Source organism: Streptomyces sp. NPDC048637 (assembly GCF_040650675.1).
GTDB lineage: Bacteria > Actinomycetota > Actinomycetes > Streptomycetales > Streptomycetaceae > Streptomyces.
Map to the genome: position 1 here is coordinate 49,501 of NZ_JBEZHQ010000035.1, position 23,978 is coordinate 73,478.

Below are 23,978 nucleotides of genomic sequence, written 5' to 3' on the forward strand. Positions count from 1 at the left end.
GTACGCTGCCCGCATGGCCGACTGGGACCTCAAAAAGCTGCGCATCCTGCGCACCCTCCACGAGCTGGGCACGGTCACCGCGACCGCCGAGGCGCTGCACATGACGCCCTCGGCGGTCTCGCAGCAGCTGACCGGGCTGGCCAAGGCGCTCGGGGTGACGCTGCTGGAGGCCCACGGCCGGCGGGTGCGGCTGACCGACGCCGCTCAGCTGGTGCTGCGGCACGCGGAGGCGGTCTTCGCCCAGCTGGAGCGCGCCGACGCGGAGCTGCTCGGCTACCTCCAGGGCGAGGCCGGCCAGGTGCGGGTCGGGGCGTTCTCCACCGCCATCCCGGCGCTGGTGGTCCCCGCCGTACAGGAGCTGCGCCGTACGCACCCGGGGCTGTCGGTCGCCGTACGGGAGGCGGAGGCGGAGGCCGCGTACGAGCTGCTGGCGGAGGGCAGTGTCGATCTGGCGCTGTCGCTGGCCGCGCACGCTCCCACCCCGCGCGACCCCAAGTTCAGCCGGATCTCGCTGCTCGCCGACCCGCTGGACGTGGCGCTGCCGGCCGGTCATCCGCTGGCCGCCGAACCGGGGCTGCGGCTGGCCGATCTGGCGGGCGAGCCCTGGATCTTCGGCAGCAGCGGACCCTGGTCGCAGATCACCACCGCCGCCTGTGAGAACGCCGGGTTCGTGCCCGAGCAGGCGCATGCCGCCGCCGACTGGAGCGCGATCTGGGCGATGGTCGCGGCGGGAATGGGGGTGGCGCTGGTGCCGCGGATGGCGCGGGCGGGCGGTGTCGGCGCCGGCCGCGGCGGACGGCGGGAGGGGGGCGGTGACGGGGTCGCGCTGCGGGTCCTGCACGCGGACCAGCCGCGCCGTCATGTGATCGCCGCCGCCCGGCGCGGCTCCGAAGGGGCGCCGGGGCTGGCCCGGGTGCTGGCCGCGCTCCGGCAGGCCGCCGCCGCGCAGCCGCCGGGCGAGGAAACCGTTCAGTCCCGCTGAAACCGTTCAGCCCAGCTGAACGTATTGCTCAAAAACTTTCGATGGACCTGTGGGGTGGTTCGCTGCGACGGTGAAGCGGTCCGCACTTCCACCCATCGAAGGGCAGCGATGACCGCCAACCCGGCCGCCGACACCACTGATCCGCACGCCAACGACGCCCATCCGTACGGTGGCGGAGACCCCTACGCCGACTACCGCGGCGGGGACTTCCCCTTCACCTCGCTCGTCGACCTCGCCGACCGCCGCCTCGGTGCCGGTGTGATCGCCGCGAACGACGAGTTCTTCGCCGAGCGCGAGAATCTGCTGAAGCCGGCTCCGGCGGTCTTCGACCCCGAGCACTTCGGCCACAAGGGCAAGATCATGGACGGCTGGGAGACCCGGCGCCGCCGCGGCACCGACGGTGACCACCCCTTCCCGGCCGACGACGCGCACGACTGGGCCCTGATCCGGCTCGCCGCGCCCGGCGTGATCCGCGGCATCGTCGTCGACACCGCCCACTTCCGCGGCAACTACCCCCAGCAGGTCTCCGTCGAGGCCACCTCGCTGCCCGGCAGCCCCGGCCCCGGGGACCTGCTCGCCGACGAGGTGAAGTGGGAGGAGCTGGTCCCGCGCACCCCCGTCCGCGGCCACGCCGCCAACGGCTTCGAGGTCACCGCCGAGCGCCGCTTCACGCATCTGCGGCTCAAGCAGCATCCCGACGGGGGCATAGCCCGGCTCCGGGTCCACGGCGAGGTCGTGCCGGACCCGGCGTGGCTCGATGTGCTCGGCACCCTCGACCTGGTGTCCGTCCTGCACGGCGGCACCGTGCAGGACGCCTCCGACCGCTTCTACTCCTCGCCCACCCAGATCATCCGGCCCGATCTCTCCCGCAAGATGGACGATGGCTGGGAGAACCGCCGCCGCCGGGTCAAGGGCACGAACGACTGGGTGCGCTTCCGGCTCGCCGCGCAGGGCGAGATCCGGGCGGTGGAGATCGACACCGCCTACCTCAAGGGCAACTCCGCGGGCTGGGCCGCGCTGTCCGGGTGCGACGGCGACCCGGCCGACGAGGCCTCCTGGTTCGAGATCCTGCCGAAGACGAAGCTCCAGCCCGACACCCCGCACCGCTTCGCCCTGCCGGCGGCCGTCACCGCCACACATGTACGGCTGGACGTCTTCCCCGACGGCGGCCTCGCCCGGATGCGGCTGCACGGCGCCCTCACCGAGGCCGGCCGCGCCGCCCTCGGCCGCCGCTTCGACGCGCTCAACGGCTGAGCCGCACCCCTGTTTCCGCCGGGCCCCGCGGGAGGGGGACGGGGCCCGGCGGACCCCGGCCCGCCCGGCGGACGGAGCGCATCGGGCGCCCGTCCGCCGGGCGTCACCACCCGGCAGCACCGGAAGGCGGGCCGGTCAGGCCGCCGCGTCGGCCTGCTGTGCCTTCAGTGCCCGCTCGATCCCCGCCCGCGACTCGGTGATCAGCCGGCGCAGCGCCGGGCTCGGCCCGGCCGAGGCCAGCCAGGCGTCGGTGGTGTCCAGGGTCTCCTGCGAGACCTGCAGCGCCGGGTAGTGGCCCACCACGATCTGCTGCGCCATCTCATGGCTGCGGGAGCCCCAGATGTCCTTCACCGCGGCGAAGTACTTCGCGGTGTACGGCGCCAGCAGCTCCCGCTGGTCCGGCTGGACGAAGCCGCCGATGACGGCCTCCTGCAGGGAGTTGGGGAGCTTGTCCGACTCCACGACCGAGGCCCAGGCCTCGGCCTTCGCCTCCGCCGTGGGACGCGCCGCGCGCGCCGTCGCGGCATGCCGCTCACCCGCGGAGGTCTTGTCCCGGTCCAGCTCCGCCGCGATGGCCTTCTCGTCGGCCCGGCCGGTGGCCGCCAGCCGCTGGAGCAGCCCCCAGCGCAGCTCGGTGTCCACGGCGAGCCCGGAGATCTCCTCCGTACCGTCCAACAGGCCCTGCAGCAGGTCCAGTTGAGTGTCCGTACGGGCCGAGGCGGCGAACGCGCGGGCCCACGCCAGCTGGTGGTCGCTGCCCGGCTCGGCGGCCCGCAGCTGCTCCAGGGCCGCCGCGGTCCAGGTCGCCAGACCCGTCTCGCGCCACTCCGGAGCCGCGTACAGGTCCAGTGCCAGCTTCACCTGGCGGTGCAGCGACTGGACGACGCCGATGTCCGACTCCTTGCCGATGCCCGACAGCACCAGCGACAGATAGTCACGGGCGGGCAGTTCGGCGTCCCGCGTCATGTCCCAGGCCGACGCCCACGACAGGGCGCGCGGCAGCGACTCGGTGAAGTCGCCGAGGTGTTCGGTGACGGCCTTCAGCGACTCCTCGTCCAGCCGGACCTTGGCGTACGACAGATCGTCGTCGTTGAGGAGGAGGACGGCCGGCCGCTGGGTGCCCACCAGCTGCGGTACGGGGGTCAGCGCACCGTCCACGTCCAGCTCGATGCGCTCGGTCCGCACCAGCTTGCCGTCCTGCAGCTCGTAGGCGCCGATCGCGATCCGGTGCGGCCGCAGCACCGGCTCGCCCTTGGCGCCGGCCGGCAGCGCCGGAGCCTCCTGCTTCACCGCGAAGGAGGTGATGACGCCCGCGCCGTCCACCTCGATCTCCGGCCGCAGGATGTTGATCCCGGCCGTCTCCAGCCACTTCTTCGACCAGGTCTTCAGATCCCGGCCGCTGGTCTCCTCCAGCGCGCCCAGCAGATCCGACAGCCGGGTGTTGCCGTAGGCGTGCGCCTTGAAATAGGCCTGCACGCCCTGGAAGAACTCGTCCATGCCGACGTAGGCGACCAGCTGCTTGAGGACGCTGGCGCCCTTGGCGTAGGTGATGCCGTCGAAGTTGACCAGCACATCGTCGAGGTCGTTGATCTCGGCCATGATCGGGTGCGTGGACGGCAGCTGGTCCTGCCGGTAGGCCCAGGTCTTCATGGAGTTGGCGAACGTCGTCCATGAGTGCGGCCACTTCGAGCCCGGGGCGTAGGCCTGGCAGGCGATCGAGGTGTAGGTGGCGAACGACTCGTTCAGCCACAGGTCGTTCCACCACTCCATGGTGACCAGGTCGCCGAACCACATGTGCGCCAGCTCGTGCAGGATCGTCTCCGCGCGCACCTCGTACGCCGCGTCCGTCACCTTGGACCGGAAGACGTACTGGTCGCGGATGGTCACCGCGCCCGCGTTCTCCATCGCGCCGGCGTTGAACTCCGGCACGAAGAGCTGGTCGTACTTCGCGAACGGGTAGTCGTAGTCGAACTTCTCCTGGAACCACTCGAAGCCCTGCCGGGTGACCGCGAAGATCTCGTCGGCGTCCAGGTGCTCGGCCAGCGACGGCCGGCAGTAGATGCCCAGCGGCACCGTCCGCCCGTCCTTCTCGTACGCGCTGTGCACGCTGTGGTACGGGCCGACGATCAGCGCGGTGATATAGGTCGAGATCCGCGGGGTCGGCTCGAAGCGCCAGACGTTGCCGCTCGGCTCCGGCGTCGGCGAATTGGAGATCACCGTCCAGCCCTCCGGGGCCTTCACGGTGAACTGGAAGGTCGCCTTCAGATCCGGCTGCTCGAAGGACGCGAACACCCGCCGGGCATCCGGCACCTCGAACTGGGTGTACAGATAGGCCTGTTGGTCGACCGGGTCGACGAAGCGGTGCAGTCCCTCACCGGTGTTGGTGTAGGCGCAGTCCGCCACGACCGTCAGCTCATTACGGCCGGCCCGCAGCCCGGCCAGCGCGATCCGCGAGTCCTTGAACACCTCGTCCGGATCCAGCGCCTCGCCGTTGAGCACCACTTCGTGCACGGCCGGCGCGACCAGATCGATGAAGGAGTCCGCGCCCGCCTCGGCGGCGTCGAACCGCACCGTCGTCACGGACCGGTACGTGCCTCCTGCGCTCCCGTCCTCGGCCGGCCCGGGGGCGCCCCCCTCCTGCGCGGCGGAGAGGTCGAGATCGATCTCATACGCGTCCACGGTCAGCAGGCGCGCCCGCTCCTGCGCCTCGTCGCGGGTCAGATTTGTGCCAGGCACCCGGCCATCTCCTTCGTATGGGTCATCACATCGGACTCTTCGGCCATCCTTCCACGTGGTCCGGCCCCCGCGGGGTGGTGATCGAAGGAGTGCGGAGCCGCCGCGCCGGGCGGTATCCGGCGCTCCGGAGCATGCGCCGATCACGGCGTCCGATACCCGCCAGCGTGCGCCGCCCCTGCGGACGAGGCTGGGCCCATGACGACCTACACCGCACTTCCCCTCCCGGAACCCGCCCACAGGGAACTCTGCCGGACCGACGACGCCGGGCGGCCCGCCGCGCCGTTCACCGCCCGTACGGACGGTGTGCCGGTGGACTGCGTGGGCGGTCTGCTGCGCTGCTGTCTGCGCGACGCCCGCGCCGGTGAGCGGGTCGCACTGGTCACGTACGCGCCGCTGCGCCGGTGGGCGGACGCGGCCGGGGCACGGCCCGGGGCGTACGACGAGCAGGGCCCGGTGTTCGTCCACGCCGAGGCGTGCGGCGGGCCGGACGCCACAGCCGGCAGATATCCGTCCGTGCGGGCGGGCGCACTGCGGGTGCTGCGCCGTTACAACGCCCGGGGGGAGATCGTCGGCGGCCGGCTCCTGGAGGTCCCGGAGGATGCCCCGGCGGCGTTCGACGCGGCCCTCGGAGAGGCGTTCGCGGACCCGGAGGTGGCGCTGGTGCACGTCCGTGCCGTGGAGTACGGCTGCTTCCAGTTCGAGGTCCGGCGGCCCTGACGGCGAAACGGCGGGTGCCCGTACGGAGACTCCGTACGGGCACCCGCCGTCGTGCGCAGTGTGCGGTCAGCCGCGCAGCTCCGCGGCGACCAGCTCCGCGATCTGGACGGCGTTCAGCGCCGCGCCCTTGCGGAGGTTGTCGTTGGAGACGAACAGCGCCAGGCCGTTCTCGGCGGTCTCGTCCTCCCGGATGCGGCCCACGAAGGACGCGTCCTGGCCGGCGGCCTGGAGCGGGGTGGGCACGTCGGAGAGGGTGACGCCGGGGGCGCCGGCCAGCAGCTCCTGCGCGCGCGCCGGGCTGATCGGACGCGCGAAGCGGGCGTTGATCTGCAGCGAGTGACCGGTGAAGACGGGGACGCGGACGCAGGTGCCGGACACCTTCAGGTCCGCGATCTCCAGGATCTTGCGGCTCTCGTTGCGGAGCTTCTGCTCCTCGTCGGTCTCGTTCAGCCCGTCGTCGACGACCGAGCCGGCCATCGGCAGCACATTGAAGGCGATCGGGGCGACGTAGGTGTCCGGCTCCGGGAACTCCACCGAGGCGCCGTCGTGCGTCAGCTTGGTGGCGTCCTGCTCGATGACCTTGCGGACCTGGCCGTCCAGCTCGTCCACACCGGCCAGACCGCTGCCGGATACCGCCTGGTAGGTGGCGACGACCAGCGAGACCAGACCGGCCTCGTCGTGCAGCGGACGCAGCACCGGCATGGCGGCCATGGTCGTGCAGTTCGGGTTGGCGATGATGCCCTTGGGCCGGTCGGTGATGGCCTGCGGGTTGACCTCGGAGACGACCAGCGGGACCTGGGGGTCACGGCGCCAGGCCGAGGAGTTGTCGATCACGACCGGGCCGGCGGCGGAGACCTTCTCGGCCAGCGCCTTGGACGTGGCGCCACCGGCGGAGAAGATCACGATGTCCAGCCCCGAGTAGTCGGCGGTCGCCGCGTCCTCGACCGTGATCTCGGTGTCCTGCCACGGGAGGGTGCGCCCCGCGGACCGGGCCGAAGCGAACAGCCGCAGCTGCTCGACCGGGAAGTTCCGCTCGGCGAGAATGCCCCGCACCACGCCGCCGACCTGTCCGGTGGCTCCGACGATTCCGATCCTCATGGGACTCCTTCTTTCTGGCCTGACTCGGGTGTCTGCTCGGAACACCTGCTCAGTAGTGCCTCCATCATGTGTGTGATACCCGTCGCCTTGTCCAATCCGTTCCATTCCCTGGAGCGGGGCGGGCGCCGGGAACCGCCCTGTCAAGGGTGCGGCACCGGCGGCAGCAGCGCGCCCAGGGCGTGGTCGAGGGCGCGCAGCAGCGCCTCCCGGTCGTCCGGCGCGTACAGCAACCGCAGCGCCAGCCCGTCGGACAGCGCGATCACGGCATCCGCGAGGGCCAGGCAGCCGGCGGCGGGGTCCGGGCCGCGGCCGTGTCCGGCGGACGCCAGCCAGCCGCCGAGGGCTTCCCGGACGTCCCGGTCGACCTGCCGGCGGATCGCGCCGAGCCCGGGGTGGTGGGCCGCACGGGTGGCGAAGGCCAGCTGAGCCGCGGCCTCGGCCCGGCGCTCGGCGTCCACGGGGAGGGTGGCGAGGACGAGTGCGCGCAGCGCCTGGTGGGGCGGCAGGCCGCGCTCGACGGCGGCCATCCGCTCCTCGAAGCGTTCACCGGCCAGCTCGGCGGCGAAGGCCAGCATCTCGTCCTTGGTGCGGAAGTACTTCTGTACGGCACCGGGGGAGCGGCCGGCGGCGGCGGCCACGGTGCGCACGCTGACCTCGTCCAGGCCCTGCTCTGCGGCGAGGCGCAGGACGGCGGCGCCGATCTGCCGGCGCTGTTCCTCACGGTCCACGGTCTTGGGCACGGTGTGCTGCTCCTCACTCCCGGCGTCGGCAGGTGTCCGCCGGCGCATCGACTTACAGAATACGGGTGTATTCTTTTTGGGATACGGTCGTATTCTCAAGATGGCATGCCTCGAAGGTGCATGCCCGAAGGGGGACAGTGATGGAGAAGCGAAGTGATCCTGCCGAGCGGAGCGCGGACCGGGAGCGGGACCGCAAGGACCTGCGGGAGTGGATCGAGGAGTGGCGCTACTGGCTCGGCGGCGCCGTGATCCTGTCGGGGGTCTGGGGCGTGCGCTGCTTCCACGAGGGCGAGCTGACGTTCTACTGGCCGGTGATGTCGCTGGGCGTCTGGGCCGCCGTGCTGCTCGCCCTCGCCGTGTGGCCGCGCGGCGGGGAGGCCGGTGAGTCATAGCGGGCGGAAACGGGCGTGGTCCACGGCCGCCCCGGACGGCCGTGCCGCCCCTCGCTGCCCCGCCGGGTGAACGTCCGGTGACCGGCGTTCGCCGCCGGGAACAGAGCGCGATGGCCGGCCGATGACGCGAAGCTCCCTGTGCGGTGATGGGTTCTCCGCGTTGCGGTGGCGTTCACGTACAGGTCACCCCCGATGCCAACGATCCAAGGTGACAGGGCAGTTGTGCTGCCCGGCCGCCTTCGCGTTTGCACCCGGGGAGCCCGCGTATGTCCCGTATACGGTCCGCCGCCGCCACTCTCGACCGCCGTTCGTTCCTCGCCGCCACCGGCGCCGTCGGCGCCGCCACCGGGCTGGGACTCGCCTTCGGTCCGGACCGGACGGCGCAGGCCGCCACCGTCAGCCCCGGCCCGGCCCCGGCCGCACCCGTACCGGTCGAGGCCCCCGCCGTCCCCCGGGTCCCCTATACCCGGGGCACCACCCTCGGCGGTGTGTCCGCCCCGCGCGGCAGCGGGGGCTACCGCCGGCTCGGCGACGGCCCCGCCTGGGACCGGGTGGTCCGCACCGATCTGGGCACCGCACACGGCGGGCGGGACCGGCGGCGTACCGCGCTGGCCTCGTTCGTGCAGTTCACCGACCTGCATCTGGTCGATGTGCAGAGCCCGCTGCGCTACGAGTACCTGCGCGCCGAGACCGCCAGCGCCTGGCGGCCGCAGGAGGCGCTGTCCGTGGCCGGGGTCGTCTCGCTGATCGAGCGGGTCAACGCGCTGCCCGGCGGGCCCGCCACCGGCGCCCCGCTGTCCTTCGTGATGACCACCGGCGACAACACCGACAACAACTCCAAGCTGGAGCTGGAGTGGTACCTGACGGCGATGAGCGGCGGCCGCATCACCCCGAACTCCGGCGACCCGCGCCGCTACGAAGGCGTCCAGGACAGCGGGCTGAAGCTGTACTGGCAGCCGGACAGCGCCGTGCGCGACGCCGACAAGAAGCTGGGCTTCCCCCAGCTGGACGGGTTTCTGGAGGCGGCGATCCGGACCGTCCACAGCCCCGGCCTGCGGCTGCCCTGGTACTCGACGGTCGGCAACCACGACTCGCTGCCCGGCGGCTGCTATGCGCCCGGTGACCCGTTCTGGACCGAGGTCGCCACCGGAGAGCGCAAGCTGGAGGCGCTGCCTGCCGCCGAGGCCGCGCAGGTGTGGCAGGCGGTCAAGGACGGCCTCGACCCCAAGGGGGAGGACTTCAAGCGGCTGCTGAAGGCACACACCAAGCAGTCCAGGAGGGTCACCCCCGACGAGCGCCGCGCCCCCTTCACCCGGACCGAATACCTGCGCGCCCACCTGGACCCGGCGCACACCGGCCCCGGCCCGCACGGCCACGGCTACACCGCCGCGCACCTCGACGGGAACCGCCTCTACTACACCTTCCGGATCTCCGACGGCGTCCTCGGCATCAGCCTGGACACCACCGACCCCGGCGGCCACTACACCGGCTCGGTCGGTGACGCTCAACTGCGCTGGCTGGAGCGGACCCTGAAGGAGAACGAGAAGGGCGAGAAGGCGCATGTGCTGGTCTTCAGCCACCACACCAGCAAGACGATGAACAACACCCGCCCCGACCCGGCCCGGCCGCACGAGAAGCGGCACGGCGGCCCGGAGCTGGTCGAGATGCTGACCGCCCACCCGAGCGTCGTCGGCTGGATCAACGGCCACAGCCACAAGAACGAGATCATGGCGCACGGCAGCTTCTGGGAGATCTCCACCGCCTCGCACATCGACTTCCCGCAACTGGCCCGGGTCATCGAGCTGGTGGACAACCACGACGGCACGCTGTCGCTGTTCACCACCCTGGTCGAGTCGGCCGCCCCGCACCGCACGGACTTCACCGACCTCTCGCAGACCGGGCTGGCCGCCCTCTACCGCGAGCTGTCCTTCAACGCCCCCGAGGCCCGCACGGACCTCGCGGGCACGGCCCGGGACCGCAACGTCGAGCTGCTGCTCAAGCGCTGACGGCCCGGAACCGCCGCAGGGGGTGCCTGTCAGGCGCCCCCTACCGCGGCAGGACCACCACATACGCACCCGGCTCCCGGTCCCCCGCGGCCATCAGGGCCGTACGGATCACCGCGGCCTGCTGCTCCGGGGACTGGCGCAGGGTGCGCGGCAGACAGCGGACGACGGTGATGCCCAGCCGCTCCAGATGCTCGCGCTTGTGGAAGAACGGCGAGTGCAGCGGGTCCTCCTCGGCGCGCGGTGCCCGGGTGTCGATCTCCAGGGCCACCGAGTGCTCCGGCCAGAAGGCGTCCACGCCGCCCAGGTGCGGGCCGCCCGGCAGCCGCAGGTCGACGTTCCACAGCGGGTCCGGCAGACCGTGCTCCCGCACCAGCGCGTACAGCTGCTGCTCGGCCACCGCCCGACCCTCGGCCAGCAGGGTGTCCACCGCGTCCACCACGTGCGGCCGGGTCAGCAGCCGGGCCCGGCTCAGCTCCCGTACCACCGCACTCGCCTCGCAGTGGCCGCCGCGTACCGCCTCGGTCAGCAGTCGGCGCACCGTCGGGGCGTCGGGGAGCGCGCCGATCGCGTCCGCCAGCGCACGCGGCACCGGCGCGGCCGGCACCCCCGTGATGTCCTGCGGCACGGGCAGCTCCACCGCCCGCAGGATCCGCGCGAAGCCGGTGGAGCGCAGCCGCCGGGTGCGGGACACCAGCACCTCGATGCGGTCCAGGGCGAGCAGCGGGGGTGCCTCGGTGAAGCCGTGCAGGGCCAGCGCCGCCAGGCCCGTGATCATCGCCTCCGGGGCCTCCCCCGACGGACCGCTCTGCCGGGGGACGCCCGGCCCCCGGTGGCTGGCGTACAGCAGGACCGCATGCAGCCGCTCCTCACTGGTGGGCGGCCCCGCATGCAGCAGATAGATGCCCGGGAGCACTTGTTGCCAGCTGCCGCCGGGGCGGCAGCGTTCGGTGGTCTCCGCCGCCGGGATGCCGTGCTCACGCAGCTGACGGGTGGTCATCACCCGGCAGCGGGAGGCGGTCAGGTGCTGGAGGGGGAGGGGGGAGAGCGGGGTGTCGTGGTTCATGACGGGTCGATTCCCGCACCCGCTCCGCCCCCTAACCGCTGTTACACGCCCGTACCACAAACCGGACAACCCTGTACTAAAGTACGGGCGTTCGACTGCCGAAAGAGGCTGGTCGTCACCGGGGTTACGGCCTCGCCCCGGCCGCCTCGTCACAAGCCTGTGCCCGCAGCGCCCGCGCCAGATCGTCCCGCTCCTCCAGCACCATCCGGCGCAGCGCCGGCGCCGCCCGCTCATGCTCCGTCAGCCAGCGGTCCGCGGCGTCCAGCGTGGACCGCTCCACCAGCCAGGACGGGAACAGCCCGCGCACCACATCCATCGCGATCTCGATGGACCGCTCCCGCCACACCCGCTCGATCTCCGCGAAGTAGCGCGGCGCGTACGGGGCCAGCAGCTCCCGCTGTCCCGGCTGCGTGAACCCGGCGATCGTCGCCTCCACCAGGGCGTTGGAGAGCGCGTCGGACTCCACGACGTCCGCCCACGCCTGCGCCTTGACCCCGGCCGAGGGGCGGGCGGCCAGACAGCGCACCTGGTGGCGCTTGCCGGACGCGGTGTCGTCGCGGGCCAGCTCGGCGGCGAGCACGGCCTCGTCCGCGACACCGTGCGCGGCCAGCGGCTCCAGCAGGGTCCAGCGCAGCTCCTGGTCGACGTCCAGGCCGTCGATCTTCGCCGTACCGTCCAGCAGGCCCCGGAGCAGCTGGAGATCGGCGGGAGTGGTGGCGAGGGCGGCGAAGTGCCGGGCCCAGGTGAGCTGATGGCCGCTGCCGGGCCCGGCCAGCCGCAGCTCGTGCAGCGCGCCCTCGGCCAGCTCCCGCGCCGCGGGCTCCCGGCGGTCCGGCGCGGAGTAGTACTCCAGCGCGGTCTGGGCCTGCCCGTGCAGCGACTGCAGCACACCGATGCCGGTCTCCTGGCCCGCGAAGCGCCGCACCAGGTCGAGGTAGTCGCGAGCCGGCATCAGCCCGTCCCGGGTCAGCCCCCACAGCGCGGCCCAGCACAGCGCCCGCGCCATCGGGTCGGCCAGATCACCGAGCCGGGCCCGCACCGTGGCCAGCGACCCCTCGTCGAAACGGACCTTGCAGTACGTCAGATCGTCGTCGTTGACCAGGATCAGCTCGGGCCGCTCGGCACCGGCCAGCTCCGGCACCGCCGTCCGCGGCCCGGAGACATCCACCTCCGCACGGGCGTAGCGCACCAGCGCCGGGTCCGCGCCCTGGCGCCGGTAGAGACCCACCGCGACCCGGTGCGGCCGCAGCTCCGGCTGCTCGGCCGCCGCCTCCTGGAGGATGCTCAGCTCGGTGATCCGGTCCTTGGCGTCATACGTCACCTGCGGGGTCAGGGAGTTGACGCCCGCGGTCTCCAGCCAGGCGCGCGACCAGCTCGCGAGGTCCCGCCCGGATGTCTCCTCCAGCACCGTCAGCAGATCCGCCAGCCGGGTGTTGCCGTAGGCGTGCCGCTTGAAGTAGCGCCGGGCGCCCTCCAGGAACGCCTCCTGCCCCACATACGCCACCAGCTGCTTGAGGACCGCGGCGCCCTTGGCGTAGGTGATCCCGTCGAAGTTGAGCTTGGCATCCTCCAGGTCACGGATGTCGGCGGTGACCGGGTGGGTGGAGGGCAGCTGGTCGGCGCGGTAGGCCCAGGCCTTGCGGCGGTTGGCGAAGGTGATCCAGCCGTCGCGGAAGCGCGTCGCCTCCACCAGCGCGAAGGCCCCCATGAAGTCCGCGTAGGACTCCTTGAGCCACAGGTCGTCCCACCACTGCATGGTGACCAGATCGCCGAACCACATGTGCGCCATCTCGTGCAGGATGACGTTGGCCCGGCGCTCGTAGGACGCCTCGGTCACCTTCCCGCGGAAGATGAACTCCTCGCGGAAGGTGACACAGCCCGGGTTCTCCATCGCCCCGAGGTTGTACTCCGGGACAAAAGCGGTGTCGTACTTCCCGAACGGGTACGGGAAGTCGAAGTGGTCGTGGAAGAAGTCCAGGCCCTGCTTGGTGACGGTGAAGACGTCGTCCGCGTCGAAGTGCTTCGCCAGGCCCTTGCGGCACAGCGCGCCCAGCGGGACCGTCAGCTCCGTGCCGTCCGCGAAGGTGCGGCGGTAGGTGTCGGAGACGAAGTGGTACGGGCCGGCGACCACGGCCGTGATGTACGTCGAGATCGGCTTCGTCGTCGCGAAACGGTGCCGGCCGCCCTCGGCCCCGCCCTCCTGCGCGCCGTTGCTGACCACCAGCCAGCCCTCGGGCGCGGTCACCTCGAAGGTGAACGGGGCCTTGAGATCGGGCTGTTCGAAGTTGGCGAAGACCCGGCGGGAGTCGGCCGGTTCGTACTGCGTGTAGAGGTAGACCTCACCGTCCTCGGGGTCCACGAAGCGGTGCAGGCCCTCACCGGTCCGGCTGTAGGCGCACTGCGCGTCGACGACGAGGGTGTTCTCGGCGGCCAGCCCGTCCAGCGTGATCCGGGTGCCGTCGAACACCGCCCGGGGGTCCAGCTCCCGGCCGTTGAGGGTGACCGAGGAGACCGACGGTGCCAGCAGATCCACGAAGGTCGAGGCGCCGGGCTCGGCGCAGCGGAAGCGCAGGGTGGTCCGGGAGCGGAAGGTCTGCGCCGACGCGTCACCGGCGACCGCTGAGCGGACATCCAGCGCCACGTCGTAGGCGTCGACACTCAGCAGCCGGCCCCGCTCACGTGCTTCGTCCCGGGAAAGATTCTCACCTGGCACGACGTGACTCCTTCGTCCTCGTCTCGAATATCGAACACCGGGAATCATGGCACGCCCGGTGTCGGTTGAACCTTCCAGGAACAGCACCGTTGACCGACATGCACAGCCGTGAAGAGGAGACCCCGTGTCCGAGAGCGCGAAGACCCCCGCAGACTTCTGGTTCGACCCGCTGTGCCCCTGGGCCTGGATGACCTCCCGCTGGATGCTGGAGGTGGAGAAGGTCCGCCCGGTCGAGGTGCGCTGGCATGTGATGAGCCTGGCGGTGCTGAACGAGGACAAGCTCGACGAGCTGCCCGAGGAGTACCGCGAGAACATGCGCCCCGGCGGCAAGGCCTGGGGCCCGGTCCGTGTGGTGATCGCCGCGCAGCAGCTGCACGGCGACGAGGCCGTCGGCAAGCTCTACACCGCGCTCGGCACCCGCTTCCACAACGAGGGCCTCGGTGTGAACCCCGAGAGCATCGCCGCCGCCCTCGCGGACGCCGGCCTGCCCGCCGACCTGATCGAGTACGCCGACAAGGACACCTATGACGCGCAGCTGCGCGCCTCCCACAAGGAAGGCATCGACCTGGTCGGCCAGGAGGTCGGCACGCCGGTCATCGCCGTCCCGGGTCACGACGGCGAGCAGATCGCCTTCTTCGGCCCGGTCGTCACCCCGGCCCCCAAGGGCGAGGAGGCCGCCAAGCTGTGGGACGGGACGCTGATGGTCGCGTCCATCCCGGGCTTCTACGAGATCAAGCGGACGCGGACGCAGGGCCCCATTTTCGACTGAGGCACAGGGGAGCGCCCCCGCACGTATCGGACGTGCGGGGGCGCTCCGTCATTCCGCCTGCCGGGTGAGCGGTGAGAAGACGATCACGAGGCAGGACGACTGCGCGGACCCTGGGTCACGGCGCCAGCAGCAGGTTGTTCGCGCGCTGCTTGGCGGAGGTGTAGCGCTTGGCGACGTCCTGCCAGTTCACGACCTGCCACATGGCCTCGATGAAGTCCACCTTCTGGTTCTTGTACTGCAGGTAGAAGGCGTGCTCCCAGGCGTCGAAGACCAGGATCGGGACCGAGCCCTGGCCGACATTGCCCTGGTGGTCGTAGATCTGCTCGACGATCAGCCGGCCGGTGACCGGCTCGTAGGCGAGGACGCCCCAGCCGGAGCCCTGGGTGGTCGCCGAGGCCTTGGTCAGCTGGGCCTTGAACTTCGCGAACGACCCGAAGGACTCGGCGATCGCGTCGGCCAGCTCGCCCACACCGTCCTTCTCCAGCGGCTCGCCGCCGCCGTCACCGGTCATGTTGTGCCAGTAGATGCTGTGCAGGATGTGGCCGGAGAGGTGGAACGCGAGGTTCTTCTCCAGGCCGTTGATGCTGCCCCACTGGTCCTTGTCGCGCGCCTCGGCGAGCTGCTCCAGGGTGTCGTTCGCACCCTTCACATACGCCGCGTGGTGCTTGTCGTGGTGCAGCTCGATGATCTCGGGGCTGATGACCGGGGCCAGCGCCGCGTAGTCGTAGGGGAGTTCCGGAAGTGTGTAGGTCGCCATGCCGATCCCGCCTCCAAGCTGCTTACATGCAGTAGTTGCAAACAATGTGCAAGAGCACGCTATCAGCAGCAATGATCACCGGCCGGTTATGGGGGACCGGCCTGGTCCCAAAGACGGAGGCGGGGCGGGACCTCGGAATGAGGTCCCGCCCCGCCTTGTGGGGAGTGGGGGAGTGCTACTCCTTGGACAGGCTCGCGCCCCGGCCCAGCGCCCGCTGCCGGATCAGTCCGGTCACCGCCAGCACCACCCCGAAGCCGCCGGTGAACAGCAGCTGGATGCGCTGGTTCTCATCGCGCAGCATCAGCAGCAGCACGGCGGCGATACCCGCCAGCGCCACCCAGGTCAGCACCGGGAAGGCCCACATCTTCACCACGAGCTTCTCGGGTGCCTCGCGCTCCAGCGTCCGGCGCATCCGCAGCTGGGCGGTGGCGATGAAGCCCCACACCACCAGGACGGCCGCGCCGACCATGTTCAGCAGCCACTGGAAGAGCGTGTCGGGCCACAGGAAGCTCAGCACGACCGCGAAGAAGCCGAAGGCGGCGCACAGCAGGACGGCGCGGCGCGGGACGCCGCCGCTGACCTTGCCGAGGAAGGCCGGGCCCTGGCCGCGGGAGATGAGCGAGTACGCCATCCGCGAGGCGCCGTAGAGGTTGGCGTTCACCGCGGAGAGCAGGGCGACCAGGATGACGACGTTCATGACCTGGCCGGCCGCCGGGATCTTGAGGTAGTCCAGGACCGCCACGTACGGGCCGCTCTTGGCGATGGAGGGGGCGTTCCAGGGGATGACCGTGACGATGACGGCCATCGAGCCGACGTAGAAGAGGGCGATCCGCCACATCGCGGTGCGCACCGCGCTGGCGACGCCGCGGACCGGGTCCTTGGACTCGGCGGCCGCGATGGTCACCGTCTCCAGACCGCCGTAGGCGAACACCGAGGCCAGCAGGCCGACCATCAGGCCGTCGACGCCCTTGGGGAGGAAGCCGCCGTCACCGGTGAGGTGCGTGGTGCCCGGCGCGGAGGTGCCGGGCAGCAGGCCGAAGATAGCCAGCAGTCCCAGGACCAGGAAGATGGCGATCGCCGCGACCTTCAGGGCGGCGAACCAGAACTCGAACTCACCGAAGTTGCTGACCGCGGCCAGATTGGTACCGGTGAAGATCACCATGAACAGCAGGACCCACATCCAGGGCTCGGAGCCCGGGAACCACTGGACCATGATGTCCGCGGCGCCCATCGCCTCGGCGGCCACCGCCACACAGAGCAGCGCGGTGAACATCCAGCCGACCGTGAATCCGGCCCAGGAGCCTATGGAGCGCTCGGCGTGCACGGAGAAGGAGCCGGAGGCCGGACTGGCCGCGGCCATCTCGCCGAGCATCCGCATGATCAGCATGACCAGGGCGCCGGATACCGCGTAGGCCAGCACGATCGAGGGGCCGGCCGCCGCGATGCCCTCGCGCGAGCCGACGAACAGGCCCGCGCCGATCACCCCGCCCAGGGCGATCATCGAGAGATGGCGCTGCTTGAGGCCGTTGGACAGCGTGGAACCGCTGCCGGGGCCCGCGCCCTGAACCGCGTCGCTCTGCTCGCGCGCGGCGGCGGCGGACGAGGGTGTCCGATTCATGTCGTACCTGTCCCAGTAGGTGAGAGCGGAGCAAGGCGGAACTGCGTTCTCCCGGGGCCGCGACCGGTGCGACGGTGCTGCCGGGCCCCCTGGACCCCCGCCGGGGCAGCAGGTCGCGAAGGGCCTGCCGACGGCACAACTCCGGGGTCCTCGGCAAAGCGGGCTCAGTTTGAGCGCCGGTGTCCGCTCAGGGCAACAGTTGTGCAGCGAATGTTCGGTATTCAGACGTGATCGTTACGGTGTGTGCCTGATTCATCGTCGAATACGACGCGGTGTGACCCCCCGGCGCGGGGTGGGTCAGCGCCGGGTGCGGCGCCCGCGGAGTTCCCGGACGCCGGCGACGAGCAGCACCGCGCCGGTCGCCCCGGCTGACCACAGCAGCTGCGGACGGGCGGTGTCATCGGTCAGCATCAGCACCAGCACACCGCCCATGGCCACCAGCGCCGCCCAGGTCAGATACGGGAACGCCCACATCCGCAGGGTCAGCTTTTCGGGCGCCTCGCGTTCGATACGCGGACGCAGCCGCAGCTGGGAGACGGCGACCAGCCCCCACACGAACAACAGCACCGCACCGACCGCGTTGAGCATGTACAGGAAGACCGAATCCGGCCATTTCAGATTCAGCAGCACGGAGACGAACCCGAAGGCCACCGACGCGAGCACGGCACGGCGCGGCACCCCGCCGCCCGCCACCTTCAGCAGCGCCCGCGGCGCCTCGCCGCGCTCGGCGAGCGAGAACACCATCCGCGACGAGCCGTAGAGGTTGGCGTTCAGTGCGGAGAGCAGCGCCACGAACACCACGATGTTCATGATCTGCCCGGCGCCCGGCACCCCGATGCTGTCCAGCACCGCGACGTACGGGCTCTTGCCCGGCTGCATCGACGACCAGGGCAGCAGCGTCACGATCACCAGCATCGAGCCGACGTAGAAGAACAGGATCCGCCACACCGCGCTGCGCACCGCCCGGCCCACCGCACGCGCCGGATCGTCCGACTCGGCCGCGGCGATGGTGACGACCTCCAGGCCGCCGAACGCGAACACCACCGCGAGGACACCGGAGATCACCCCGGCCCAGCCGTGGGGCAGAAAGCCGCCGTGCCCGGTGAGGTTCGCCAGCCCCACCGGCTCGGTGTCCGGCAGCACCCCGAAGACCGCCAGCAGGCTCAGCGCGAGGAAGAGCACGATCGCGGTGACCTTCAGCGCCGCGAACCAGAACTCGAACTCGCCGAAGTTCTTCACCGCGGCCAGGTTGGCGACGGTGAAGACGATCATGAAGATCAGCACCCAGCCCCACTGCGGCACCGCCGGCGCCCAGCCGTTCGCGATCTGCGCCGCACCGGTGGCCTCCACGGCGAGCACCACGACCAGCAGGAACCAGTACAGCCAGCCGACACTGAACCCGGCCCAGCGGCCCAGCGCCCGCTCCGCATGCACCGAGAACGCACCGGACGCCGGCATCGCCGCCGACATCTCGCCGAGCATCCGCATGACCAGCATGGCCAGTGCGCCCGCGATCAGATACGACAGCACGATCCCCGGGCCGGCCACCGCGATCCCCGCGCCGGAGCCCACGAACAGGCCCGCGCCGATCACCCCGCCCAGCCCCAGCATCGTCAGATGGCGCTGCTTGAGCCCCGCGGACAGCGGCTCTTTCTCACCGGAGCCCGCGCCGAGGGCGGGCTCACCGGCTTGGGTCGTTGCGTCGTGCATGGGCTCGTACTCTCGCAAGGGCCGAGGCGGCGGGGGCCGCCGGCGGGTTTGGGGGAACTCCACAGGTCACCGCGGGGCGGCACCAGTGTCGCCGCACCCCGCGCGCTACCACAAAACCGGCGCCCTGAAGCGGCCCCGGCCGTGATGAGCATCACGTGACCTGCAAAGACGCCATGCGCCCCACCGGAGCCGGGCAGGGTGGGAGTTGTTATGAACTCTCCAAGCGGGCCGGTACGGCTTTGTCGCCGCCACACGATGATCGCCGGCGGCCCGCTGGACTAACGTCATCGCGTCCCGTCCCATATCCGTCCTCACACCTCGCGGAGTCCCGATGAGCACTGCCGCTCTCACCCGTCCTGGCACGGTCCTCGCCGATCTGCTGCCGGCCGCCACCGCCTCCCGCGCCCGCGTCCGTGACGCCGCGCTGGTGCTCGGCGGAGCCGCGCTCACCGGTATCGCGGCCCAGATCGCCGTCCCGGTCCCCGGCTCCCCGGTCCCGGTCACCGGCCAGACCTTCGCCGCCCTGCTGGTCGGCGCCTCGCTCGGGGCGGGCCGCGGTCTGCTGTCGCTGGCGCTGTACGCCCTGGCGGGGATCGCGGGCATGCCGTGGTTCGCCGGCGGTGCCTCGGGCGCCGGCGGGGCCACCTTCGGCTACATCGTGGGCATGCTGCTGGCCGCCACCGCCGTGGGCGCGCTGGCCCGCCGCGGCGGCGACCGCGGGGTGCTGCGCACCGCCGCCACCATGGCCGCCGGGATGGCCCTGATCTACGCCGTCGGCGTCCCCTACCTGGCGCTGAGCACCGGGATGTCCCTCGGCCAGGCGGTCGCCGTCGGCATGGTCCCGTTCCTGATCGGGGACGCCCTCAAGGCCGCGCTGGCGATGGGCGCGCTGCCCACCGCCTGGAAGCTGGCGGGACGCCGCGGCTGAGCCACGGCAACGCAAGAGGGCGGGGCCCGCACCACTCCGGTGCGGGCCCCGCCCTCTTCGTGCCGCCTGAGGCGCTACGCGTCCTCGGCCTTGACCGCGTCCCGCTCCCGCGGGCGGCGCCGGTCCAGGATCAGCCCGACCGCCAGCACCACCACGGCCGCGACCACCGACAGCACCATCTGCTCGCGGCCGTCCGGGTCGTAGAACATGTAGCCGATGACGAAGACGATCAGCCCGATCGTCGCGTACGTCAGCCACGGGTACAGCCACATCCGCACCGTCAGCCGCTCCGGGGTCTCCCGCTCGATGATCCGGCGCATCCGCAGCTGCGAGAGGCAGATGACCAGCCAGACGAACAGCGCCACCGCGCCCGACGAGTTCAGCAGGAACTGGAAGACGGTGTCCTTCGAGGTGTAGCTGAAGATCGTCGCGATGAAGCCGAAGGCGACCGACGCATAGATCGCGACCGCCGGGACGCCGCCCTTGTTGACGGTGGCGAACGACTTCGGCGCATCCCCGCGCTGGCCGAGCGAGAACGCCATCCGCGAGGCGGTGTAGAGCCCGGAGTTCAGACAGGACAGCACCGCGGTCAGCACCACGACGTCCATCACGGTGCCCGCGTACGGGATCTCCAGCGACTTCAGCACGGCCACGTACGGGCTCTTCGCCACCTCCGGGTCGTTCCACGGCAGCAGCGTCACGATCACCGTGATCGAGCCGATGTAGAAGAGCGCGATCCGCCAGATGACGCTGTTGACGGCCTTGCGGACGGCCTGCACCGGGTTGGGCGACTCGCTCGCCGCCAGCGTGACGATCTCGCTGCCCATGAAGGAGAAGACCACCAGCAGCATGCCGGAGAGGATCGCGCCGGGGCCGTTCGGCAGGAATCCGCCGTCCCCCGTCAGATGCGACACGCCGACCGGGTCACCGCCCGGCGGCAGCCCGAATATCGCCAGCGCACCGATCACGATGAAGATGACGATCGCGACGACCTTGATCCCGGCGAACCAGAACTCGAACTCGCCGAACGAGCCGACCGAGACCAGGTTCGTGCCGGTCAGCACGATCATCACCAGCAGCGCCCAGGCCCACTGCGGGACGGCCGGGACCCAGCCGGTGAGGATCGCGGCGGCCGCGGTCGCCTCGACGGCCAGTACGACCGACCAGAAGAACCAGTACAGCCAGCCGATCGTGAATCCGGCCCAGCGGCCCAGCGCCCGGTCCGCGTACGCAGAGAACGAACCCGAGGTGGGCGAGGCCGCGGCCATCTCGCCCAGCATCCGCATCACGAGCACGACCAGCAGGCCGGTCAGCGCGTACGAGAGCAGGATGCCCGGACCGGCCGCCGAGATCCCGGCGCCGGAGCCGACGAACAGACCGGCGCCGATCACCCCGCCGATGGCGATCATCGACAGGTGGCGGTTCTTGAGCCCGGCCTGCAGCCCGTCCTGCGAGGGACCCCCGGTGGGGCCGCCGCCGGGTTCACCGGTAGTGGGGACCGCTGTGCTGGTAGGCGGGTGCGCGCCCATGGGCACCGTCCTTTGTGGTTCGCGGATGGATCCCTCGCATTAGATCTTCGTTCACCGTGGATTGGAAGGTCTGCAGCCGGATTGTTGTGTGAAACCCTGGATGGTTACGCAATGCACTTGCGTACAGAAGGCGGGGGGTGGCTTTCTGTACATGCCCCCGGGGCAGACCCAGCCGCGCCTACCCGGCGGCGGCCGTGTCACACTCATCGCATGCGCGTGTACCTCGGCTCCGACCATGCCGGTTTCGACCTCAAGAACCACCTCGTCGAGTGGCTCAAGGCCCATGGCCACGAGCCCGTCGACTGCGGTCCCCACGTCTACGACGCCCAGGACGACTACCCGCCGTTCTGCCTGCGCGCCGCGGAGCAGACCGCCGCCGACCCGGACAGCCTCGGCATCGTGATCGGCGGCTCCGGCAACGGCGAGCAGATCGCCGCCAACAAGGTCAAGGGCGTCCGGGCCGCGCTGGCCTGGAGCGAGGAGACCGCCCAGCTCGGCCGCGAGCACAACAACGCCAACGTCATCTCCGTGGGCGGCCGGATGCACACCGAGGAAGAGGCGACGAAGTTCATCGAGATCTTCCTCGCCACCCCGTACTCGGGTGAGGAGCGGCACACCCGCCGCATCGAGATGCTCTCGGCCTACGAGACCACCGGCGAGCTGCCCGCCATCCCGGCCCACCACCCGCAGGGCTGACCACCGTTCATCCCGTCGCCCGCCCGCCCCGGCCGCCGGGGCGGGCGGGCGCGCTCACTGGAGGACACCCGTGCCCGAGGGGCATACGATCCACCGCCTCGCCCTGGACCACCGCTCCCGCTTCGAGGGCGAACCGGTCCGGGTGAGCAGTCCGCAGGGCAAGTTCGCGGACGGCGCGGCGCTCGTCGACGGCCAGGTCATGACGACCGCCGAGGCGCACGGCAAACACCTCTTCCTCGGCTTCGGCCGGGACCGCTGGGTCCATGTCCACCTCGGCCTGTTCGGCAAGCTCGGCTTCGGCGCGGCCCCCGCCCCGCCGCCCACTGACACGGTGCGCCTCCGTCTCGCGAACCCCTCCGCGTACGCCGACCTCCGCGGCCCCACCACCTGCGCACTGATCACCGACGCCGAGAAGCACGCGATACACGACCGGCTCGGCCCCGATCCCCTGCGCCCCGGGGACGACGGCACCCGCGCCTGGCAGCGGATCTCCCGCAGCCGTACGACCATCGCGGCGCTGCTGCTCGACCAGAAGGTCATCGCCGGCGTCGGCAACGTCTACCGCGCCGAGGTCCTCTTCCGTCACCGCATCGACCCCTACCGCGCCGGCCGCGACCTCACCCGCGCCGAATGGGACGCCCTCTGGGCCGATCTGGTGTTCCTGATGGCCGAGGGCGTCCGGCACAACCGGATCGACACCGTCCGCCCGGAGCATCTGCCGGAGGCCATGGGCCGCCCGCCCCGGGTCGACGACCACGGCGGCGAGGTGTACGTCTACCGCCGCGCCCACCAGGGCTGCCACATCTGCGGCGGCGAGATCCGCACCGCCGGTCTCGCCGCCCGCAATCTCTTCTGGTGCCCGGGCTGCCAGCCGGCCACGGGCGGCGGCTGACCGCCCCGGTTCCCGCCCCGGGCCGCCGCGGAACTCCCGTCCCACGGAGGGCGGGAGTTCCTCAGAACCCGTGCGGCAGCCAGGGCGCCACATCCGACCCGAACGCCACCGAGGCCGCCGCCAGCGCACCGGGCCGCAGCTCCCGGACCCGTCCCGCCGCCGCCAGTTCCGTCAGGCTGAAGCCGCCCAGATACGCCGACCCCAACTCCCGCACGGACAGCGCCAGCCCGGCCGGGTCCGTGGTCCGCGCACAGGACGCCCCCGTCGCGTCGCCGGTCAGCCACCAACGCCCCTCGTTCCACGGGCAGAACGGGTCGGTGACCTCCAGCACCACATCCACCGGCGTCCGGTACGTCCGCGCCGCCAGCGCCGCGCCCACCTCCACCGGCCGGACGAACAGCGACTCCCGCAGCCCCATACCGCACCGCCGCATGTCCCCGACGAGGTGCGGCAGCGCATCGTCCACCGGCCGGGTGCGCACCGACACCGACGACGTCAGATCGATCCCGAACAGAAAGCGCCACAGCGCCGCGTACACCACCGGGTCCAGCGCCTCGATGTGCCGCACCAGCACCACACCCGACGGTCCGGCGTGGTCCCAGACCGGCTTGACCGCATAGCGCGCGTAGCCCCGCACCTCGCCGTCCACCTCGGCCAGCACACACTGCAGCACCCCGGCCCCGTCCCGCTCGCCCGGAGAGTCCAGCACCGCGATCCGCGCCCAGCCGGGCCGCCGTGCCAGCATCCCGGGCCGGGTCGGCACCAGCCGGGCGTAGACCCGCTCGCAGTCGGCCAGCGCGGCCACCGGGTCCGCCAGCCGCAGCCGTACCTCGTCCACACCGGGCAGTTCGGGGGCGGCCAGCCGCACGGTGTCCACGGTCAGCTGCATGTCCAGAGCCGCCGGACCGTAGCCGAACCGGCCGTAGATCGCCGGCTCCGAGGCGGTCAGCACCGCCAGCGGCTCCCCGCGCTCCCGGACGTCCGCCAACTGGTGCCGCATCATCGTCCGCAGCAGCCCGCGGCGGCGGTGCGTCGGCTGCACACTGACCATCGTGACCCCGGCCGCCGGCACCTCGGCGCTGCCCGGCACGGTGAGCCCGAAGGAGAGTGCCCCCGCCGTGGCGACACAGTCCGCGCCGTCCCAGAAGCCGAAGGAGCGGTCGGTCTCGGTGACCTCACGCCGGAGTGCCCGCATCTCAGGGCTCGGGGGCGGTTCGCCGAACGCCCGGTCCAGTGTTTCCGACCAGGTGTCCCATTCGACGTCCCGCAGCATCCGTAATTCCGTCTCCATACCTCATCCCTAGCAGCCCGCTCCACGGCGGCGCGACCGCATTTCGAACGGGGTTTCCCGGGAATTTTCCGGGCTGACGTGCGGCGA

19 protein-coding genes are annotated in these 23,978 nt (G+C 71.5%); 9 read left to right on the plus strand and 10 right to left on the minus strand.

Translation table 11 applies throughout. The features are described 5' to 3' along the window. Window positions 1-13: 13 nt before the first annotated feature. Window positions 14-982, plus strand: coding sequence for a LysR family transcriptional regulator (locus tag AB0C46_RS31635; protein WP_362832035.1), 969 nt, complete (start codon window positions 14-16; stop codon window positions 980-982). 108 nt (window positions 983-1,090) lie between these two features. Continuing rightward, entirely contained in the window at window positions 1,091-2,236 is a 1,146-nt protein-coding gene (alc, locus tag AB0C46_RS31640; RefSeq protein ID WP_362832037.1) for an allantoicase, read from the plus strand. Window positions 2,237-2,371: 135 nt separating this feature from the next. Here alc and pepN (AB0C46_RS31645) read toward each other — a convergent pair whose 3' ends face one another. Beyond that, on the minus strand, window positions 2,372-4,972 hold the full coding sequence (gene pepN / locus AB0C46_RS31645; protein WP_362832040.1) for an aminopeptidase N: 2,601 nt from the start codon (window positions 4,970-4,972) through the stop codon (window positions 2,372-2,374). 195 nt (window positions 4,973-5,167) lie between these two features. Here pepN (AB0C46_RS31645) and AB0C46_RS31650 point away from each other — a divergent pair, with 195 nt between their 5' ends. After that, the gene (locus AB0C46_RS31650) at window positions 5,168-5,689 is read left to right on the plus strand and encodes a DUF1203 domain-containing protein (protein ID WP_362832041.1); all 522 of its coding nucleotides are present in this window, start codon (window positions 5,168-5,170) and stop codon (window positions 5,687-5,689) included. 66 nt (window positions 5,690-5,755) lie between these two features. Here the strand turns inward: AB0C46_RS31650 and AB0C46_RS31655 are convergent, their stop codons facing one another. Further along, window positions 5,756-6,787: an aspartate-semialdehyde dehydrogenase gene (locus tag AB0C46_RS31655; protein WP_362832043.1), complete on the minus strand. Its 1,032-nt coding sequence runs from the start codon at window positions 6,785-6,787 to the stop codon at window positions 5,756-5,758. Window positions 6,788-6,927: 140 nt separating this feature from the next. Further along, complete coding sequence (locus tag AB0C46_RS31660; protein WP_362832045.1) at window positions 6,928-7,527, minus strand: TetR/AcrR family transcriptional regulator; 600 nt, start codon at window positions 7,525-7,527, stop codon at window positions 6,928-6,930. Window positions 7,528-7,667: 140 nt separating this feature from the next. Between AB0C46_RS31660 and AB0C46_RS31665 the strand changes: the two genes are divergently transcribed. Both AB0C46_RS31665 and AB0C46_RS31670 read left to right on the plus strand, forming a co-directional pair. Continuing rightward, entirely contained in the window at window positions 7,668-7,919 is a 252-nt protein-coding gene (locus tag AB0C46_RS31665; RefSeq protein ID WP_362832046.1) for a hypothetical protein, read from the plus strand. Window positions 7,920-8,185: 266 nt separating this feature from the next. Further along, on the plus strand, window positions 8,186-9,925 hold the full coding sequence (locus tag AB0C46_RS31670; RefSeq protein WP_362832048.1) for a TIGR03767 family metallophosphoesterase: 1,740 nt from the start codon (window positions 8,186-8,188) through the stop codon (window positions 9,923-9,925). Between the two features lie 40 nt (window positions 9,926-9,965). Here the strand turns inward: AB0C46_RS31670 and AB0C46_RS31675 are convergent, their stop codons facing one another. Both AB0C46_RS31675 and pepN (AB0C46_RS31680) read right to left on the minus strand, forming a co-directional pair. Next, entirely contained in the window at window positions 9,966-10,988 is a 1,023-nt protein-coding gene (locus AB0C46_RS31675; protein ID WP_362832050.1) for a hypothetical protein, read from the minus strand. 124 nt (window positions 10,989-11,112) lie between these two features. Next, on the minus strand, window positions 11,113-13,701 hold the full coding sequence (pepN, locus tag AB0C46_RS31680; RefSeq protein ID WP_362832051.1) for an aminopeptidase N: 2,589 nt from the start codon (window positions 13,699-13,701) through the stop codon (window positions 11,113-11,115). Window positions 13,702-13,825: 124 nt separating this feature from the next. Between pepN (AB0C46_RS31680) and AB0C46_RS31685 the strand changes: the two genes are divergently transcribed. Further along, on the plus strand, window positions 13,826-14,470 hold the full coding sequence (locus AB0C46_RS31685) for a DsbA family protein (RefSeq protein ID WP_362832053.1): 645 nt from the start codon (window positions 13,826-13,828) through the stop codon (window positions 14,468-14,470). A gap of 115 nt (window positions 14,471-14,585) precedes the next feature. Here AB0C46_RS31685 and AB0C46_RS31690 read toward each other — a convergent pair whose 3' ends face one another. The 3 genes from AB0C46_RS31690 to AB0C46_RS31700 all read right to left on the minus strand — a co-directional run bounded on the left by AB0C46_RS31690 (window position 14,586) and on the right by AB0C46_RS31700 (window position 18,555). Further along, the gene (locus AB0C46_RS31690; RefSeq protein ID WP_042154812.1) at window positions 14,586-15,227 is read right to left on the minus strand and encodes a superoxide dismutase; all 642 of its coding nucleotides are present in this window, start codon (window positions 15,225-15,227) and stop codon (window positions 14,586-14,588) included. A gap of 175 nt (window positions 15,228-15,402) precedes the next feature. After that, the gene (locus AB0C46_RS31695) at window positions 15,403-16,845 is read right to left on the minus strand and encodes an amino acid permease (RefSeq protein WP_362832054.1); all 1,443 of its coding nucleotides are present in this window, start codon (window positions 16,843-16,845) and stop codon (window positions 15,403-15,405) included. A gap of 297 nt (window positions 16,846-17,142) precedes the next feature. Beyond that, on the minus strand, window positions 17,143-18,555 hold the full coding sequence (locus AB0C46_RS31700; RefSeq protein ID WP_362832056.1) for an amino acid permease: 1,413 nt from the start codon (window positions 18,553-18,555) through the stop codon (window positions 17,143-17,145). Window positions 18,556-18,886: 331 nt separating this feature from the next. Here AB0C46_RS31700 and AB0C46_RS31705 point away from each other — a divergent pair, with 331 nt between their 5' ends. Further along, entirely contained in the window at window positions 18,887-19,483 is a 597-nt protein-coding gene (locus tag AB0C46_RS31705) for a biotin transporter BioY (RefSeq protein ID WP_362832058.1), read from the plus strand. A gap of 74 nt (window positions 19,484-19,557) precedes the next feature. On the opposite strand, the gene AB0C46_RS31710 is transcribed toward AB0C46_RS31705, so the two are convergent. Beyond that, a complete protein-coding gene (locus AB0C46_RS31710) occupies window positions 19,558-21,012 on the minus strand; it encodes an amino acid permease (RefSeq protein ID WP_362832059.1) in 1,455 nt (484 codons plus the stop codon). Between the two features lie 210 nt (window positions 21,013-21,222). On the opposite strand from AB0C46_RS31710, the gene AB0C46_RS31715 reads away from it, so the two are divergent. Beyond that, on the plus strand, window positions 21,223-21,708 hold the full coding sequence (locus tag AB0C46_RS31715; protein WP_362832061.1) for a ribose-5-phosphate isomerase: 486 nt from the start codon (window positions 21,223-21,225) through the stop codon (window positions 21,706-21,708). 70 nt (window positions 21,709-21,778) lie between these two features. Beyond that, entirely contained in the window at window positions 21,779-22,600 is an 822-nt protein-coding gene (locus AB0C46_RS31720) for a DNA-formamidopyrimidine glycosylase family protein (protein ID WP_362832063.1), read from the plus strand. Between the two features lie 61 nt (window positions 22,601-22,661). Here the strand turns inward: AB0C46_RS31720 and AB0C46_RS31725 are convergent, their stop codons facing one another. Next, a complete protein-coding gene (locus AB0C46_RS31725) occupies window positions 22,662-23,891 on the minus strand; it encodes a GNAT family N-acetyltransferase (RefSeq protein WP_362832064.1) in 1,230 nt (409 codons plus the stop codon). Window positions 23,892-23,978: the final 87 nt, after the last annotated feature.

Excerpts from the sequence above, each read along its gene's own strand:
- AB0C46_RS31695 (WP_362832054.1), bottom strand. The coding sequence starts at position 16,845 with ATGAATCGGACACCCTCGTCCGCCGCCGCCGCGCGCGAGCAGAGCGAC.
- AB0C46_RS31710 (WP_362832059.1), bottom strand. The coding sequence starts at position 21,012 with ATGGGCGCGCACCCGCCTACCAGCACAGCGGTCCCCACTACCGGTGAA.
- alc (WP_362832037.1), top strand. The coding sequence starts at position 1,091 with ATGACCGCCAACCCGGCCGCCGACACCACTGATCCGCACGCCAACGAC.
- AB0C46_RS31665 (WP_362832046.1), top strand. The coding sequence starts at position 7,668 with ATGGAGAAGCGAAGTGATCCTGCCGAGCGGAGCGCGGACCGGGAGCGG.
- AB0C46_RS31635 (WP_362832035.1), top strand. The coding sequence starts at position 14 with ATGGCCGACTGGGACCTCAAAAAGCTGCGCATCCTGCGCACCCTCCAC.
- AB0C46_RS31675 (WP_362832050.1), bottom strand. The coding sequence starts at position 10,988 with ATGAACCACGACACCCCGCTCTCCCCCCTCCCCCTCCAGCACCTGACC.
- AB0C46_RS31700 (WP_362832056.1), bottom strand. The coding sequence starts at position 18,555 with ATGCACGACGCAACGACCCAAGCCGGTGAGCCCGCCCTCGGCGCGGGC.
- AB0C46_RS31690 (WP_042154812.1), bottom strand. The coding sequence starts at position 15,227 with ATGGCGACCTACACACTTCCGGAACTCCCCTACGACTACGCGGCGCTG.
- AB0C46_RS31650 (WP_362832041.1), top strand. The coding sequence starts at position 5,168 with ATGACGACCTACACCGCACTTCCCCTCCCGGAACCCGCCCACAGGGAA.
- AB0C46_RS31670 (WP_362832048.1), top strand. The coding sequence starts at position 8,186 with ATGTCCCGTATACGGTCCGCCGCCGCCACTCTCGACCGCCGTTCGTTC.
- AB0C46_RS31725 (WP_362832064.1), bottom strand. The coding sequence starts at position 23,891 with ATGGAGACGGAATTACGGATGCTGCGGGACGTCGAATGGGACACCTGG.
- AB0C46_RS31705 (WP_362832058.1), top strand. The coding sequence starts at position 18,887 with ATGAGCACTGCCGCTCTCACCCGTCCTGGCACGGTCCTCGCCGATCTG.
- AB0C46_RS31715 (WP_362832061.1), top strand. The coding sequence starts at position 21,223 with ATGCGCGTGTACCTCGGCTCCGACCATGCCGGTTTCGACCTCAAGAAC.
- AB0C46_RS31655 (WP_362832043.1), bottom strand. The coding sequence starts at position 6,787 with ATGAGGATCGGAATCGTCGGAGCCACCGGACAGGTCGGCGGCGTGGTG.